Here is a 15226-nt window from a genome sequence, read left to right on the forward strand (position 1 = left end):
GCGGCTATACGCCAGCAGAACAATTTTTAACAGAACCGCCGGATCGTAAGCGGGGGCACCTTCGACACTGTTGCGGTAGCGGGCGTGGAAGTCGGACAGGTCGAGTTCGTGATCGACCAAATAGCACAAGGCGTGCTCGAAGGTGCCGGGCAGCAGTTGCTTGTCGAAGTCGATTGGGAGCAGTTTCAGTCCCTTGTGAACGGTTTTGAATCGAGGCATCGCCCCGCGCCTCCCTGCGATTGAATGAGTCGGAGATTATCAGCCTGCGAATCGGAGGGCAGCAGGTTTTTCTACAGCCTCAACGACTAAGCTAAGGGGCGGGCTTTAGCCCGCCCCAGCGAACGAAGCGAGCGATTTGAGTGTTAGAAGTTACTGGCACTGAGTTAATGTTTTGACTTGTACTCTTGGCCATAACCTTGGCAGACCTCGCATTTAGATCCTTCAGTTCTGCCGCTTCCTCCGCAATATGAACACTTGGACAGCTCGCCATCAAGGATTCCGTACAAGGCTGCCTGGCAACGAGAACCGTCCCCGCGATTAGCCAAGCAAATGTCGTTAGAGAACTTCATGCTTAGGCTACCGCACTTTTTACAGATAGAGTTTGGTGCACGCATTTTTAATGAAAACTCCTAACACCTGAGATAAGGGGCAGGCAGCACGAAGTGATGGTTGTTCCCCTTGATTGAATAGTTAGGATAGCCAATTCCTGTCAGGTCGGGAGACTGAATCGGAGACAGCAGCCATGATCTCGGGGAAGAACAACATTGTCTTTTGTTTGTCCTTATGTGTTTCGACGAATTGATGTGCATAGCGAAGCTCGGTAAAGATGCTTGCCCAGTCGGCAAGGTTTCTCTCCAGGTTCAGGGAGACAACAGTCTGCATGTTTTCAAAGACCTTTATATCGCGCATGTCGCGCGATGCAAGCGCATTGGCAAAATGAGAGTTAATCCTCGATTTTGTGTCGTTCGGCAGCAGCTTAAATAGAGCATGGAAATCATGCGAATAGCGTCCTTGCACCTTGAATTCCATATCTGTCTCGAATTCATACAATGCTTTCAGGCAAAGCTCAAGCGCGAGCGCAGCGTTTACCATGCTTGGCAACAGCAGCGACATGTCGGATCGCGCTGCTGCATTAAGGGCGGACGCTGCACGCGCGTACGCCAGTGCGGAGCCATATACAGCTTTAGCGCGCTCTTTCAACTCGCCTCCTAACTAATAATCAGGCGACATCGCTGTCGCATATAGCACCTTGAGGTGTCTGATAACGTTCTTTGTCACGCGCAACCTTTTGAATTGCATACAACCCTGAACGGTAAACGCAACACGGGTACGGCGCAAAACGACAGTAAGACAAGACCACGTGCCGGATTACGGCACCATTGCCGCTAGACGCTACTGGGAGGTCTAAGGCCTGTCTAGCCTATATGTCGATAAAGTGTCGAAATCACTGGCCAGAGAAGGCCGCTGCGGCCTGCGTTCGTGTTGCTATTTGGCTTCCCATGTCTGCGTTGATCTGCGTCGGTTTTTATTGCGGATTAAGGCCTAGACTGGGAGACACCTCTTTTGGCTAGGCGCTTAGATGAAAAGACTGCTGCCTTTGCTGTTGCTTGTATTGCTGCCGCTGGCCCATGCCGAGCCGTTGACCATTCGCGTCTGCCATGACCGCGAGCCGTTGCGGCCCTGGCGCTTGGAGGGGCAGCAAGGGCTGGACTTCGAGTTGATACGTCAGCTGCAGGCACCGCTGGGTGTGCGCTTCGAGTTTGTCGCGCTGCCCTGGAAGCGTTGTTTGCTGAGCCTGCAGCGTGGTCGGGTGGATGCGGCCATGGGGGTGAGTTACTCCGAAGAGCGGGGAGCCTTTGCCGTTTATCCGCTGCAACTGCAGCAACCCCAGACGGCCCTGCGTATGCGCAGCGAAAGCTATGTGCTGTACCGGCGCAAGGGCCATGCGGTGCGCTGGACGGAGCAGGGTTTTGCGAACCTGCAGGGCGCGATCGGCGTGCAGTTGGGCTACTCGGTGATCGAGATGCTGGAGCGCCATGGCGCGACCATCGACAGCGGGGCCAGCAGCGCCGAAGCCAATCTGCACAAGCTGCTCAAGGGCCGGGTTGCGGCCGTGGTGTTGCTCGGCCAGGAGGGCGACTACTGGCTGCGGCATAACCTGGATTTTCATGAGGCGCTGGAGCGTGTCGAGCCGCCGCTGCAGGAAAAGCATTATTACCTGGCCTATTCGCAGGCCTTTTACCAGCGCCATGCCGCACTGGTGCAACGCAGTTGGCAAGGTGTCGCGTCGGCACGGGACTCGGCTCTGTTTCGTCAGCAGTTGGAAGCCAGCGTGCTGGATTGAGCGGCGGGTGCGTGAGTCTTGATAAACTGCGCGCCTATTGATGGGGCGGTGCATGAAGGCGAGCTGGGATATTTTCTGTAGCGTGGTCGACAACTACGGCGACATCGGGGTGACCTGGCGTCTGGCCCGGCAGTTGGTCGCCGAGCATGACCAGGCGGTGCGCCTGTGGGTGGATGACCTCGGCGCTTTTGTCCGCCTGTGCCCCGAAGCCGATCGGCAGGCGGCGCAGCAGAGGCAGGCTGGGGTCGAGATCCGTCAGTGGCCTGCGCCCTGGCAGCCGGTTGAGCCTGCCGATGTGGTGATCGAGGCCTTCGCCTGTGCGTTGCCCGAAACCTATATCGCGGCCATGGCGGCGCGGCCGAACAAGGTGCTGTGGCTGAACCTGGAGTACCTCAGTGCTGAAGACTGGGTTGAAGGGTGTCACGGGCTGCCGTCGCTGCAAGCCAATGGTTTGTCCAAGTTCTTCTTCTTTCCGGGCTTTACCCCGGGTAGTGGCGGGTTGCTGCGCGAGCGCGAGTTGCTGGCGCAGCGTCGGGCCTTTCAGGCCGATCCAGCGGCGCAGGAAGCTTTTTTACGCAGCATTGGCGTGGAGCCGGTGACGGGCGCGCGGCGGATTTCCCTGTTTGCCTACGAGAACAGCGCCTTGGCCAGTTGGCTGGATGCCTTGGCCAGCGCTAGCCAGCCCAGCCAGTTGCTGGTGCCGGAAGGGCGCATCCTAAGCGATCTGCAGGCTTGGCTCGGCGGCGTGCCCTTGACGGTCGGGACGGCGCTGCAGCGCGGTCAGCTGCATATCCAGGTGTTGCCGTTTGTCCGTCAGGATCAGTACGACCGCCTGCTCTGGTGTTGCGATCTGAATGCGGTGCGCGGCGAGGATTCCTTTGTGCGTGCGCAGTGGGCGGGGCGGCCGCTGCTGTGGCATATCTATCGGCAGGAAGAGGCCGCGCACCTGGAAAAGCTCGAGGCCTTTCTGACGTTGTATAAAGAGGGCTTGTCGCCTGCTGCGGGCGAGGCGCTGAGTGGTTTCTGGCGGGCCTGGAATGGCGGCGAGGAACTCGCCGACGACTGGCAGGCCCTGCTCAAAAGCTGGCCGGAACTGGCCGAGCATGCCGAAAACTGGTGTCTGCAACGGGCCTCGCAGGTCGATCTTGCCGAGGCGCTGGTGCTGTTTTACCTAAATTGGCTATGATACGCGGCCAAGATTTCTGTAATTCCATCCAAACCCGGATATTCGTATGAAAACCGCACAAGAAATGAAGCCCAACAGTGTGGCCCTGATCGACGGCCAACCTTGGCTGATCCAGAAGGCCGAATTCACCAAGTCCGGTCGTAACAGCGCCATCGTTAAAATGAAGTTGAAGAACCTGCTAAGCGGTTCCTCGACTGAAACCGTGTACAAAGCCGACGACAAAATGGAGCCGGTTATCCTCGATCGCGTAGCAGTGACCTACTCCTACTACAGCGAGCCGAACTACGTCTTTATGGACGAAGAGTTCAACCAGTACGAGCTGAACAAAGACGACCTGGAAAGCGTAATGCCGTACATCGTCGATGGCATGACCGACGTCTGCGAAGCCGTATTCTTCGAAGGCAAAGTGGTTTCGGTTGACCTGCCGACCACCATCGTTCGCCAGATCACCTACACCGAAGGTTCCGCCCGTGGCGACACTTCCGGCAAGGTGATGAAGCCAGCCAAGCTGAGCAACGGTACCGAGGTCAAGGTTGCTGATTTCTGCAACATCGACGACTGGATCGAAATCGATACCCGTACCGGCGAATACAAATCCCGCGCTAAAGCCCCGGTCTAAGACTGGCTTCAGTTGCGAGCAGAAAGCCCGGCCTCAGTGCCGGGCTTTTTTCTGCCTGGGTTTTTTAGCTGCGGGCAGCGCTTGTCGCGGCCAAGGCCCTTTCCACTGGGGGCGATACGGCATCGTAGGGTGGAGGTGCCGAAGGCTTGTCCACCACTGGCTGCCTGCGGTAAGCCCCAGAGGCGGACAAAGCTTCGCCATGTCCGCCCTACAAACGCGTGCCCGGTAGCCCGAATAAGCCTTGGCGCAATCCGGAAAGCAGGGCCCCAGGGTTGCCGTCGGACTACCGGGTTTAGTTGCGGTTAAGCCCGCTCTGCAGGGCCAGATCCCAAGACGCGACCGGGCCGAAGCGGTTCTTGAGAAACTCCAGCAACAGGCGGCTGCGCGAGTCGGTTTCCCGTTCCAGGCGCAGGGCGTAGATGCCGCTGGGCTCGGGGGCGGGCAGGCCGTTCTCGCAGAACAGCGGCAGCAATTCGCCGCGTAACAAGTAGTCGCTGATCAGCCAGGTGGGCAGGTGGGCTATGCCCAGGCCGGCGAGGGCGCTGAACAGCAGGGCCTCGGCGTTATTGGCGGTCATGCGCAGGCGTTTGGGTCGGCACAGCTGCAGCTTGCCGCCCTGTTCGAAGCGCCAGGCGTAGGGCGGGGCCAGGCCGTCCCAGTCGAGGCCGTCGTGTTCGAGCAGCTCGTCGGGGTTGCGCGGTACGCCGCGACGCGCCAGATAGTCCGGGCTGGCACAGACGATCCGCACCATGGGCGACAGTGCAGTGGCAACCAGACGGGTGTCGGCCAGCGGGCCGATACGCAGCACCAGATCGACCTCGCCAAGGTGGGTGCCGTGCAGGTCGACGAAGCTGTCGATCAGGCGCAATTGCACATCCAGGCCCGGGTAGGCGAGCAGAAATTCGGCAATCGCCGGGGCCAGATGGCGGCGGCCGAAGGGGGCAGGGGCATCGATACGGATCAGGCCCTCGGGGGCGCTGCTCAGCGACACGGCTTCGGCGCGGGCCAGGTGCAGTTCGGCGAGAATGCGTCGCGCACGCTCGGCAAAGGCCAAGCCGGCCGGGGTGACGCGCACCGCGTGGGTGTTGCGGCTGAACAGATTGCTGCCCAGGGAGCGCTCCAGGCTATCAATACGCCGGGCCACGGCCGAGGGTGTCAGAGGGTGGCGGCGGGCCGCGGCGGAAAAGCTGCCGGTTTCCAGTACGTCGAGAAACAGGCTGAGCTGATCGGTCAGGGCATCGGGATTCATGGCTGGGCTCGGTTATGCGTTGCAGGCACAGCCATTGTGCGCTGCTGTGCGTTTACCTGCCAGTGAGCAGTGTTTAGGCTGGCCGCTGATTATCTGGAGTGCCCCCATGACGCTGTTCGACTTTGCCCTGAATCTGCTGCTCGGCCTGGCGCTCGGTACCCTGGGCGGGTTGTTCGGTATCGGCGGCGGGCTGATTGCGATTCCGGCCCTGGGCGTGCTGTTCGATCTGGATCAGCAGTTGGCCCAGGGCACGGCCCTGGTGATGGTGGTGCCCAATGTGCTGCTGGCGCTGTGGCGCTATCACCAGCGCAACCGTATCAACCCGCGCCATGCCCTGGCGCTGGCGCTGAGCGGCCTGCTCTTCGCCCTGCTCGGGGCCGCCTGGGCGGTGACCCTGGAGGCCGAGCGCATGCGCCTCGGTTTTGTCGTCTTCCTTCTGGTGCTGGCGTTGTACAACCTGTCGCGCTTGTACTGGCGGCCGGCTCCGGCCCTGACTCATTTGCGCTATCCATGGCCCTGGCTGGGCGTTCTGGGCAGTGGCGCGGGGTTGCTTGGCGGCTTGTTCGGGGTCGGTGGTGCGGTGCTGGCCGTGCCGGTATTGACCGGCCTGTTCGGCACCACCCAGGTGGTGGCCCAGGGCTTGTCCCTGGCGCTGGCGGCACCCAGCACCGGGGTGACCCTGGCCACCTATGCGCTGCATGGCCATGTCGACTGGCTGCTGGGGTTGCCCCTGGCGTTGGGCGGGTTGCTCAGCATCAGTTGGGGGGTGAAGCTCGCCCATGCCTTGCCGGAGCAGGTGCTGCGCGGCCTGTTTACCGTCTTTCTGTTGCTCTGTGCGCTGCTACTGGGGCTTAAAACCTGAAGCCTTCGACGATGTGCTCGGCCAGGGTTTCGGTTACCGGCGACTGGGTGCGCTCATTGCGCAGCAGCACGATGCTGGCCATGGGCATGCTCGGCAGCCCTTCGGCCTCGCCGATTACCTGCAGGTCCGGGGTGATCAGGCTTTGCAGTTGCGCGGTAATCGCCAGGCCGGCGCTGACCGCGGCCATGATCGCCGATAGGCTGGGGCTGGTGTAGGCGATGCGGTAGTTGCGGCCCAGGGCATCCAGGCCGTTGCACGCCCAGGAGCGGCAGAAACACTGCGAATTGAACATGGCCAGAGGCAGGTTATCGCGCTCGTGCAGGTTACTGCCGCGGGCCTGGGCCCAGACCAGGTGTTCCTGGCGCAGCAGTTGACCGATCTCGGTGCCGGGCTCGCGGGTGACGATGGTCAGGTCCAGATCCTGGCGTTGCAGCAGTAGGAAGGACGGCTCGCAGTGCAGCTCCACCTGCACCAGCGGGTAGCTTTCGGCAAAGCGCACCAGGATGCCCTGCATAAAGCGCATCACGTAATCGTCCGGGGTGCCGATGCGCACGGTACCGACCATATGCGGTTCGCGCATGCTGTTCATCACTTCGGCATGCAGCTTGAGAATGCGCCTGGCGTAGCTCAGCAGCAGCTGGCCCTCGGCGGTCAGGCTGAGCTGGCGGCCGTCGCGCTGAAACAGCGGGCGCTGCATCACGTCTTCTTCCAGGCGCTTCATCTGCATGCTGACCGCCGACTGGGTGCGGTTGACCATTTCCGCGGCACGGGTAAAGCCGCCGTGATCGGCAATGGCGACAAAGGTACGCAGCAGTTCGCTGTCGATACTCGGGTGGCTGGCCATTCATCAATCTCCGAGATGCATAGCATAAGAAACATTCGTTGGATTGATCATAAGCCCAGCGCGAGACTGTCGCCATCCCCACAGGAGGGCGACGAGATGAAAGGTCAAAAAGGTTATGTACTTGCAACAGTCTTGCCCCGGCAGCCAAGCCTGGGCGCATGGGCCGGAAAGCTTGGGCGGCAGCTCAAGCGCTGGTATCAGCTGGCCGAACAGCGCCGGCGGTTGGCGATGCTGGATGAAACTGCACTCAAGGATCTCGGCTTGAGCCGGGGCGATGTAATGCAGGAAGTTGAGCGGCCATTCTGGGATGATCCGCTGTCGCGTTGAGTGTTCGATTGAAGGAGTTTGTATGCCAGGCGCAAGCAGGGTGCGCGCATGAGTAGTACGCGCAAGGGTGCGGATGTATTTCTGTTTCAACTGATGCTGTTGTTGTGCGCCATCTGGGGTTTGCAGCAGGTGGCGATCAAGCTGGCTGCGGCGGATATCGCGCCGCTGCTGCAGGTGGCGCTGCGCTCGGGCATTGCCGCGTTGCTGGTGGGCGCGTTGATGCTCTGGCAGCGCGGCTGGCAGGGTTGGCTGGGCTCTACCTGGGGCGGCGGTGTGCTTGCGGGCGTGCTGTTCGGTCTGGAGTTTTTCTTTATCGCCCTGGGGCTGCAGTACACCTCGGCCTCGCATATGGCGGTGTTTCTCTACACCGCGCCGATCTTTTCCGCCCTGGGCCTGCACCTGCTGCTGCCGAGCGAGCGTCTGCGCGTGCTGCAGTGGCTGGGTATCGGCCTGTGTTTCGCCGGTATCGCGGTGGCCTTCGGCGCGGGCATGGACTGGGCGGCGCTGGATCGACGGATGCTGCTGGGCGATGCCCTGGGGCTGCTGGCCGGCATGGCCTGGGGTGCGACTACTGTGGTGGTGCGCGCCTCGCGCCTGTCGGAAGCACCGCCGACCCTGACGCTGTTCTATCAGCTGGGGGTTTCCTTCGTGCTGTTGCTGGGCTACGCCGCGGCGACCGATCAGCTCGGGCCGATCCACTGGACGCCGATCAGCGTCGCCAGCGTGCTGCTGCAGGGCGTGGTGGTGTCCTTTCTCAGTTACCTGGCCTGGTTCTGGCTGCTGCGGCGTTACCTGGCATCGAACATGGCGGTGTTCTCCTTTATGACTCCGCTGTTCGGGGTGAGCTTCGGCGTGTTGATCCTCGATGAACCCCTAAGCCTGAACTTTGTTGCGGGTGCGGTGCTGGTGCTGCTGGGTATTGTGCTGGTCAGCAACCATGCCTGGGTGGGCAAGCGCCTCAGTCTCTGGCGCTACGCTGAATGATAAAGACAAGGAGAGGCACAGCATGGCCCTTTACCAACTCGCACAACTGAATATCGCCAACATGCTGCAACCGCTGGAGTCGCCGGGCATGGCGGATTTCGTCGCTAACCTGGAACGCATCAACGCCCTGGCTGAAGCCTCGCCTGGTTTTGTCTGGCGGCTGCAGGACGAGGCGGGGGATGCCACCGCTATACGTCCCTTTGGCGAGGACGTACTGGTTAATCTGTCGCTCTGGCGCGATGTCGAGGCGCTCAGGGACTATGTCTATAAATCCGCCCATGCCGAGATGCTCAAGCGCCGCGCCGAGTGGTTCGCGCGTATGGGCGAGGCGCATATGGTGCTGTGGTGGGTGCCGGCCGGCCATCTGCCCAGCGTCGAGGAGGCCGCCGAACGCCTGCGCTTGCTGCGTGAGCAAGGGCCGAGCGTGCAGGCCTTTAGCTTCCGTCAGGCGTTCGCGCCCGAGGATATGCAGGCTGTCGCGCTTGGTCTCGTGTAGGTAATGAGTGCTTGGTGCGCACGGCGGCACCCTACGGGCCGGGCCCGTCAGTGCCGCTGCTGCGGGGGGCAGTTTTCCTGAGGCGGGCAGATTGCCGGGCCGGCAATTGTGTACGGCTTCCGCTACAATGCGCGGCGAATTTGTCATGCCCGAGAGCCCACCCATGTCCGCCTGCCAGACCCCGATCATCGTTGCCCTGGATTTCCCGACCCGTGATGCCGCCCTGGCCCTGGCCGCCCGGCTCGACCCCGCGCTGTGTCGGGTCAAGGTTGGCAAGGAGCTGTTTACCCGTTGCGGCCCGGAGATTGTTGGTGCGCTGGCCGATCAGGGCTTCGAGGTGTTCCTCGATCTGAAATTCCACGATATCCCCAACACTACTGCCATGGCGGTCAAGGCGGCGGCGGAAATGGGCGTGTGGATGGTCAATGTGCACTGCTCCGGCGGCCTGCGCATGATGGCGGCCTGCCGCGAGATCCTGGACGGCCTGAGCGGGGCTAAGCCCCTGTTGATTGGCGTGACCGTGCTGACCAGCATGGAGCGCGAGGACCTGGCCGGTATCGGCCTGGATCTCGAGCCGCAGGCGCAGGTGCTGCGTCTGGCCGGCCTGGCCGCCGAGGCCGGGCTGGATGGCCTGGTCTGTTCCGCCCAGGAAGCTCGCGCCCTGAAAGCCGCTTACCCGGCGCTGCAACTGGTGACCCCGGGGATTCGTCCGGCTGGCAGTGCTCAGGACGATCAACGGCGCATTCTGACGCCGCGTCAGGCCCTGGAGGTTGGCTCCGATTATCTGGTGATCGGCCGGCCGATCAGCCAGGCTGCTGACCCGGCCCAGGCGCTGGCGGCCGTTGTGGCCGAACTGGCCTGAGGCGTCAGCCCGTTCTTTATTCGACTTGATCAGGTTTTTGCCATGCACCCTGCTGCCGAAGATTCGCCCCTGGGTAAATCCAGCGACTATATCGCGACCTATACGCCGTCCCTGCTGTTCCCCATTCCCCGCGCCGCCAAGTGGGCCGAGCTGGGCCTGAGCGCCGAGAACCTGCCGTACCAGGGCGTGGATTTCTGGAACTGCTTCGAGCTGTCCTGGCTGCTGCCTTCGGGCAAGCCGGTGGTGGCCATGGGCGAGTTCGCGATACCTGCCGACTCGCCGAATATCATCGAGTCCAAGTCGTTCAAGCTCTATCTCAACTCGCTGAACCAGACCGTGTTTGCCGATAACGCCGAGTTGCTGGCGGTGCTGGTCAAGGACCTCTCAGCGGCGGCGGGCAAGCCGGTTGGGGTGCGCCTGCGCAGCCTGACAGAGGTGACGGCCGAAGGCGTGGTGGCAGCGCCAGGCACCTGTATCGACGAGCTGGATGTGGCCATCAGCAATTACGCTCAGCCAATGCCTGAGCTATTGCGCTGCGACCCGGCGCAGGTGGTGGAGGAAAGCCTGCACAGCCATCTGCTCAAATCCAACTGCCCGGTCACCGGCCAGCCGGACTGGGGCACCCTGGTGCTGGAGTACCGTGGCGCGGCTCTGGATCACGCCAGCCTGCTGGCCTATCTGGTGAGCTTCCGCCAGCACGCGGATTTCCACGAGCAGTGCGTGGAGCGGATCTTTCTCGACCTGCAGCGCCTGCTCAAGCCCGAGTGGCTGACGGTCTATGCGCGCTATGTGCGCCGCGGAGGCCTGGATATCAACCCCTATCGCAGCAGCGCAGCCATCACGCCGGAAAATCGCCGGCTGGTACGCCAGTAACGAAAAACCCCAGCTAAGCGCTGGGGTTTTTTCTTGGCGCAGTGGCTTTAGATCCCCATATTGGCCAGGCTCTGCATGATATTGCGCAGGGTGCCGGCCAGGGTCGGATGGCTGACTTCGAAACGCTCCACGGCCAGGTTGACCCCGTCGATCAGGGTGGCGTCCGGTGCGGCGGCGGCTTGGTGAGCCAGTTGCAGTTCGATCTCCTGGGTCAGGACAAACAGTTCGGCGCGCTCCTCTTCGCTGAGCGGCGGCTCTTCCGACAGTTGATCGCGCAGGTCTTGCAGTTGTTGCTGCAGGCGGCTTGCGGGCATGTGGTTCTCCCTTTTTGGTACACCAATCGATAGACCTTGCGCCGGGGCGCAAGGTACGTGCATGTGTCCAAGGGTAATCCAAGCGCCGGGGCTTTGCTTGCTTTGGATCAACGCGGCTGCCGTCGCCGGGTCGGGTGATACGTATCAGAGGCCCGTGGTCAGGGCTTTTCACCTTTTTGCCGGCGCTGCGCGAGGTCGTCCAGGCAGGCGGGCAGATCGCTCAACTGATCGATCACCGAATGCACGCCCAGGCGATAGAGGGCCAGGGTGGCCTGGCTGCGCAACTGATCGCGCTCTCCTGAGGCCAGGCTTTGCCAGTCCGCCGGTGCCTGCCCGCAGAGGGGGCCGCAGATGGCCAGGCCAACGGTCCACAGCCCGGCCCTCAGGCCGGCCTGGAGCAGGCGCGGTTCGCCGCTGATCAGCACGCCGCCGTCGAGGTGCTCGACCTGCAGCTCGATCAGGCTCTGCCAGATGGCGTCGGGTGCCGGCCAGGGGCGCTCATGCCGCTGCGGTGCCGCAGGCAGCCAGTCGGGCAGGGCGCTGGCCAGCTGGATGCTGACATCCCGGGGCAGCTCGTCGAGCCAGGCGCAAGGCACGCCTTGCTGGTGCAGCTGGGCCAGAATGGTCAGGGCTCCGGGGGTGGCTTCGGCGTGCTCGCTGGCCGCCGTGCTCAAGGCGTCCTGATAGGCCAGTTGTTCATGGGCTTGCGCTGGGCGGCCAAGCAGTTGCGGCAGATCGCGCTGCGGGCCGGCATCCGGGTAGAGGCGCTGCAAGGCCACCAGGGCCGTGCGTGCGCCGAAGTCGACCAGACAGCCAGATAGGCCGAACAACAGGGCGCTGAAGCGGGGCGGGGCGGGGAATAGGGTCATGAGGTTCGTCCTTGTCGTCATGTGCAGCCTAAGGCAGCTAGATGACAGGTAGATGAACCTTGAGTGACAGTGACAGCCCTGCGGCCCTGTTTCGCCGGGTGTCAGGGATTTTCCTGCGCCCGGTTGATCCGCTATGCTGCCAGCATCAGGCCAAAGTCATATACTGCGCGCCTTTGAAAGGTCGCCAATGGGCTGCCCACTACTGCTGTCAAGGAGAGGCTGTAATGCGTGTAATCGCTGCGAGTTTGATTGAGCGGCTGGGCTGCCTGGCTGTTTGTGCCGGTTTGGCGCTGCTGCCGGCACTGGCGCAGGCCAGTGAAGAAGACCCTTGGCAGGGCTACAACCGCTTTATGTTCCGCATCAACGACAATGTCGATACCTACACCCTCAAGCCTTTGGCCAAGGGCTACCAGGCGGTCACCCCACAACTGCTCGAGGATGGGGTGCACAATATCTTCAGAAATATCGGTGATGTCGGCAACCTGGCCAACAACGTGCTGCAGGGCAAGCTGCACGATGCCGGGGTGGATAGCGGGCGTCTGATCTTCAACACCACCTTCGGCCTGTTGGGTTTCTTCGATGTGGCCAGCCAAATGGGCCTGCAACGCAGCGATGAAGATTTTGGCCAGACCCTTGGTGCATGGGGGCTGGGCAGCGGTCCTTATGTGGTATTGCCTCTGCTGGGGCCAAGCACCGTGCGTGATGCCATCGGCAAGATTCCCGACAGCATGCTGACCGTTCAGTCCACCATCGACCACGTACCGACGCGCAATGTCGTGCATGCGGTTAATGCCGTGGATATGCGCGTCAGCCTGCTCTCGGCGGAGAAGCTGATCAGTGGTGACAAATACATCTTTATTCGCAATGCCTACCTGCAGAACCGCGAGTTTCGGGTGCGTGACGGCGAAGTCGAAGACGACTTCTGAGCCGGCGGCAACAAACGCAAAAGGCGGCTTAATAGCCGCCTTTTGCATGTTTGCCACCTGGCTCAGGTCATCGAGATAATCGCCAGCCCCAGGGCCTGGCGGCCATCTTCCAGGGTGTTGACCCGTACCACTTCGGCCTGGGCATCCAGCCCACGCAGCTCGTTATGGTCGGAGGCGATATGCACCCTGACCTTGTCGCCCAGGCTCAGGGTGCTTTCAGCTTCCAGTTGCATGCCGGTGCTGGACAGGTCGAGGCATAGCGCCGGGAGTTCCTTGCCGGCATAAAGCAACGTGACCGGTGCTTCCAATCGCATACGGATGTAATCGCGTTTTTCACTGTAAGCATGATCATTTTGGCTCATGGGCACTTTCCTCTTATTATCGGGGCTGTCCTGCGACTCTTATAACCTTGGCCGATTTCGGGTGTAAAGGTGAACTGCGACGATCGGCAGTCGCTTGAATCGAGGTGCGGATGGGAGTACCGTCTGCGCCTTGATGCAAGCCGAGTTCGCGCGTACGGGGCAACGCCCTCCTGACGCATAAGCCAACCCATACCCGGCGCAGTTTGCCTGGATACCCCATGCACAAAACCAGTGCCACGCTGCTGATAATCGATGACGACGATGTAGTGCGCGCGAGCCTCGCGGCCTACCTGGAAGACAGTGGTTTTCATGTGCTGCAAGCCGCCAATGGCCTGCAAGGCCTGGAGGTCTTCCACAGCGAGAACCCGGATCTGGTGATCTGCGACCTGCGCATGCCCCAGGTCGATGGTCTCGAGCTGATTCGCCGAATCAATGCCCTGAAAGTGGAAACGCCAGTCATCGTGGTCTCCGGTGCCGGGGTCATGGGCGATGCTGTGGAAGCCTTGCGCCTTGGGGCCGCCGACTACCTGATCAAGCCCCTGGCGGATCTGGCGGTGCTCGAACACTCAATTCGCCGCGCCCTGGACCGGGCCAACCTGCGCCTGGAAAACCAGCGCTATCGCGAAGAGCTGGAAACCGCCAACCGCGAGTTGCAAGCCAGCCTGCACCTGCTTCAGGAAGACCAGAATGCCGGTCGCCAGGTGCAGATGAACATGCTCCCGGTAACCCCCTGGCAGGCCGACGGCCTGAGCTTCGCTCACAAGATCATCCCGTCGCTCTATCTGTCCGGTGATTTCGTCGATTATTTTCGCGTCGACGACAGCCGCATCGCCTTTTACCTGGCTGATGTCTCCGGCCATGGCGCGTCCTCGGCCTTTATCACCGTATTGCTGAAATTCATGACCACCCGTCTGCTTTACGAGTCGCGCCGCTCCGGCGGTTTGCCCGATTTCAAGCCGTCGGAAGTGCTCGGCCATATCAATCGCGGCCTGATCAACTGCAAGCTGGGCAAGCACGTGACCATGCTCGGCGGTGTAATAGACTTGGAACACAACCGTCTGACCTACAGCATTGGCGGCCATCTGCCGCTACCGGTGCTCTACAGCGAAGGCCAGGCGCAGTACCTGAAAGGCCGCGGCCTGCCGGTGGGGTTGTTCGTCGAAGCCGAGTATCAGGATCAGCAGATGGAGCTGCCCCAGTCGTTCAGCCTGACGCTGATGTCCGATGGCATTCTCGACCTGATGTCCGGCGATACCCTGAAAGAGAAGGAAGCGTTGCTGCCAGAATTGATCAGTAACGCCGGAGGCACCCTGGATGGCTTGCGCAAGGCCTTTGGGCTGGCCAATCTGGGTGAGATGCCGGATGATATCGCCTTGCTGGTGTTAAGCAGGAACCTTGCATGAACCCTGGGATAAGCCCCGGTAGAATCCAGTTCGCCGAACAAGACGGAACCTTTATCCTCAAGTTCGTCGGTGAAGTGCGCCTGACCCTGTGTTCGGCCCTGGACGCTACCATCGAAAAGATCTTCACCGCGCTGAATTTCTCGGCCATCGTGATTGATCTGACCGAGACCCGCAGCATCGACAGCACCACCCTCGGCTTGCTGGCCAAGCTGTCGATCCTTTCTCGGCAAAAAATCGGCCTGCTGCCCACCGTGGTCACCACCCACGAGGACATCACCCGCCTGCTGCAGTCCATGGGCTTCGATCAGGTATTCAATATCGTCGATACCCCGGTGCCGTGCCCTGAGTGTCTGGATGACCTGCCGTCGCAGGACCAGTCGGAAGAGGTGGTGCGGGCCAAGGTGCTGGAAGCGCACCGGATTCTGATGGGCCTGAACGACTCCAACCGCGAAGCCTTCCACGATCTGGTCAATGCCCTGGAACATCACTGAGTGATGCAGGGGGTAACGAAATGGGGCGCTCAATGAGCGCCCCGTTTGTTTTTGGCTATATCCCAATCACGTGTTGCAGCCAGCTTGTGTAGGGTGCGCGGGGCCGCCCTCGGCTGTGCGCACCGGGCCTGCTGTGAATTCTTGGTGCACACAGCACGCCCTACCCATTGCGGCCTCTGCAAGCAGTGTCATCCAGCCTAAGTGTGCTACGCAAC

General features: G+C 61.5%; 18 protein-coding genes and 1 pseudogene. 12 read left to right on the forward strand and 7 right to left on the reverse strand.

Annotated elements, in window-relative coordinates:
- Together VMP31_RS08985 and VMP31_RS08990 are read right to left on the reverse strand one after the other, a co-directional pair.
- Positions 1-219 (reverse strand): annotated as a pseudogene (locus tag VMP31_RS08985) (IS1182 family transposase); the annotation flags it as partial.
- A gap of 471 nt (positions 220-690) precedes the next feature.
- Positions 691-1200, reverse strand: a complete 510-nt coding sequence (locus VMP31_RS08990; RefSeq protein WP_325506230.1) for a hypothetical protein — start codon at positions 1198-1200, stop codon at positions 691-693.
- A 379-nt stretch (positions 1201-1579) separates the two neighbouring features.
- Between VMP31_RS08990 and VMP31_RS08995 the strand changes: the two genes are divergently transcribed.
- The 3 genes from VMP31_RS08995 to efp are packed head-to-tail and all read left to right on the forward strand — an operon-like array spanning position 1580 to position 4149.
- Complete coding sequence (locus tag VMP31_RS08995) at positions 1580-2344, forward strand: substrate-binding periplasmic protein (RefSeq protein WP_325506232.1); 765 nt, start codon at positions 1580-1582, stop codon at positions 2342-2344.
- Positions 2345-2396: 52 nt separating this feature from the next.
- The gene (earP, locus tag VMP31_RS09000) at positions 2397-3530 is read left to right on the forward strand and encodes an elongation factor P maturation arginine rhamnosyltransferase EarP (RefSeq protein WP_325506234.1); all 1134 of its coding nucleotides are present in this window, start codon (positions 2397-2399) and stop codon (positions 3528-3530) included.
- Between the two features lie 46 nt (positions 3531-3576).
- Positions 3577-4149: an elongation factor P gene (efp, locus tag VMP31_RS09005; protein ID WP_325506236.1), complete on the forward strand. Its 573-nt coding sequence runs from the start codon at positions 3577-3579 to the stop codon at positions 4147-4149.
- A gap of 292 nt (positions 4150-4441) precedes the next feature.
- On the opposite strand, the gene VMP31_RS09010 is transcribed toward efp, so the two are convergent.
- Positions 4442-5398, reverse strand: coding sequence for a LysR family transcriptional regulator (locus VMP31_RS09010; protein ID WP_325506238.1), 957 nt, complete (start codon positions 5396-5398; stop codon positions 4442-4444).
- Between the two features lie 106 nt (positions 5399-5504).
- Here VMP31_RS09010 and VMP31_RS09015 point away from each other — a divergent pair, with 106 nt between their 5' ends.
- The gene (locus VMP31_RS09015; protein WP_325506240.1) at positions 5505-6260 is read left to right on the forward strand and encodes a sulfite exporter TauE/SafE family protein; all 756 of its coding nucleotides are present in this window, start codon (positions 5505-5507) and stop codon (positions 6258-6260) included.
- Here VMP31_RS09015 and VMP31_RS09020 read toward each other — a convergent pair.
- Positions 6250-7104 carry a LysR substrate-binding domain-containing protein gene (locus VMP31_RS09020; protein WP_325506242.1) on the reverse strand — a complete coding sequence of 285 codons (855 nt, stop codon included), beginning with the start codon at positions 7102-7104 and terminating at the stop codon, positions 6250-6252. The genes VMP31_RS09015 and VMP31_RS09020 overlap by 11 nt on opposite strands.
- A 96-nt stretch (positions 7105-7200) precedes the next feature.
- On the opposite strand from VMP31_RS09020, the gene VMP31_RS09025 reads away from it, so the two are divergent.
- The 5 genes from VMP31_RS09025 to queF all read left to right on the forward strand — a co-directional run bounded on the left by VMP31_RS09025 (position 7201) and on the right by queF (position 10646).
- Positions 7201-7431: a DUF1127 domain-containing protein gene (locus tag VMP31_RS09025; protein ID WP_325506244.1), complete on the forward strand. Its 231-nt coding sequence runs from the start codon at positions 7201-7203 to the stop codon at positions 7429-7431.
- Between the two features lie 48 nt (positions 7432-7479).
- A complete protein-coding gene (locus tag VMP31_RS09030) occupies positions 7480-8415 on the forward strand; it encodes a DMT family transporter (protein ID WP_325506246.1) in 936 nt (311 codons plus the stop codon).
- A gap of 22 nt (positions 8416-8437) precedes the next feature.
- Positions 8438-8911, forward strand: coding sequence for a DUF3291 domain-containing protein (locus tag VMP31_RS09035; protein ID WP_325506248.1), 474 nt, complete (start codon positions 8438-8440; stop codon positions 8909-8911).
- Between the two features lie 163 nt (positions 8912-9074).
- Positions 9075-9773 carry an orotidine-5'-phosphate decarboxylase gene (gene pyrF, locus VMP31_RS09040; protein WP_325506250.1) on the forward strand — a complete coding sequence of 233 codons (699 nt, stop codon included), beginning with the start codon at positions 9075-9077 and terminating at the stop codon, positions 9771-9773.
- 42 nt (positions 9774-9815) lie between these two features.
- Entirely contained in the window at positions 9816-10646 is an 831-nt protein-coding gene (queF, locus tag VMP31_RS09045; RefSeq protein WP_325506252.1) for an NADPH-dependent 7-cyano-7-deazaguanine reductase QueF, read from the forward strand.
- A gap of 47 nt (positions 10647-10693) precedes the next feature.
- On the opposite strand, the gene VMP31_RS09050 is transcribed toward queF, so the two are convergent.
- Together VMP31_RS09050 and VMP31_RS09055 are read right to left on the reverse strand one after the other, a co-directional pair.
- Entirely contained in the window at positions 10694-10960 is a 267-nt protein-coding gene (locus VMP31_RS09050; RefSeq protein ID WP_325506254.1) for a DUF4404 family protein, read from the reverse strand.
- A 158-nt stretch (positions 10961-11118) separates the two neighbouring features.
- Positions 11119-11829 (reverse strand): HAD family phosphatase, encoded by a 711-nt coding sequence (locus VMP31_RS09055; protein ID WP_325506256.1) that lies wholly within the window; start codon positions 11827-11829, stop codon positions 11119-11121.
- A gap of 224 nt (positions 11830-12053) precedes the next feature.
- Here VMP31_RS09055 and VMP31_RS09060 point away from each other — a divergent pair, with 224 nt between their 5' ends.
- The gene (locus tag VMP31_RS09060; protein WP_325506258.1) at positions 12054-12755 is read left to right on the forward strand and encodes a VacJ family lipoprotein; all 702 of its coding nucleotides are present in this window, start codon (positions 12054-12056) and stop codon (positions 12753-12755) included.
- Between the two features lie 62 nt (positions 12756-12817).
- Here VMP31_RS09060 and VMP31_RS09065 read toward each other — a convergent pair whose 3' ends face one another.
- Positions 12818-13117, reverse strand: a complete 300-nt coding sequence (locus tag VMP31_RS09065; RefSeq protein WP_325506260.1) for a PilZ domain-containing protein — start codon at positions 13115-13117, stop codon at positions 12818-12820.
- A 218-nt stretch (positions 13118-13335) separates the two neighbouring features.
- Between VMP31_RS09065 and rssB the strand changes: the two genes are divergently transcribed.
- Both rssB and rssC read left to right on the forward strand, forming a co-directional pair.
- Positions 13336-14520 (forward strand): two-component system response regulator RssB, encoded by a 1185-nt coding sequence (gene rssB / locus VMP31_RS09070; protein ID WP_325506262.1) that lies wholly within the window; start codon positions 13336-13338, stop codon positions 14518-14520.
- A gap of 8 nt (positions 14521-14528) precedes the next feature.
- A complete protein-coding gene (gene rssC / locus VMP31_RS09075) occupies positions 14529-15011 on the forward strand; it encodes an anti-sigma factor antagonist RssC (RefSeq protein ID WP_325506578.1) in 483 nt (160 codons plus the stop codon).
- The last annotated feature ends 215 nt before the right edge of the window (positions 15012-15226 follow it).

It is taken from the genome of Pseudomonas sp. (assembly GCF_035512415.1).
Lineage (GTDB): Bacteria > Pseudomonadota > Gammaproteobacteria > Pseudomonadales > Pseudomonadaceae > Aquipseudomonas.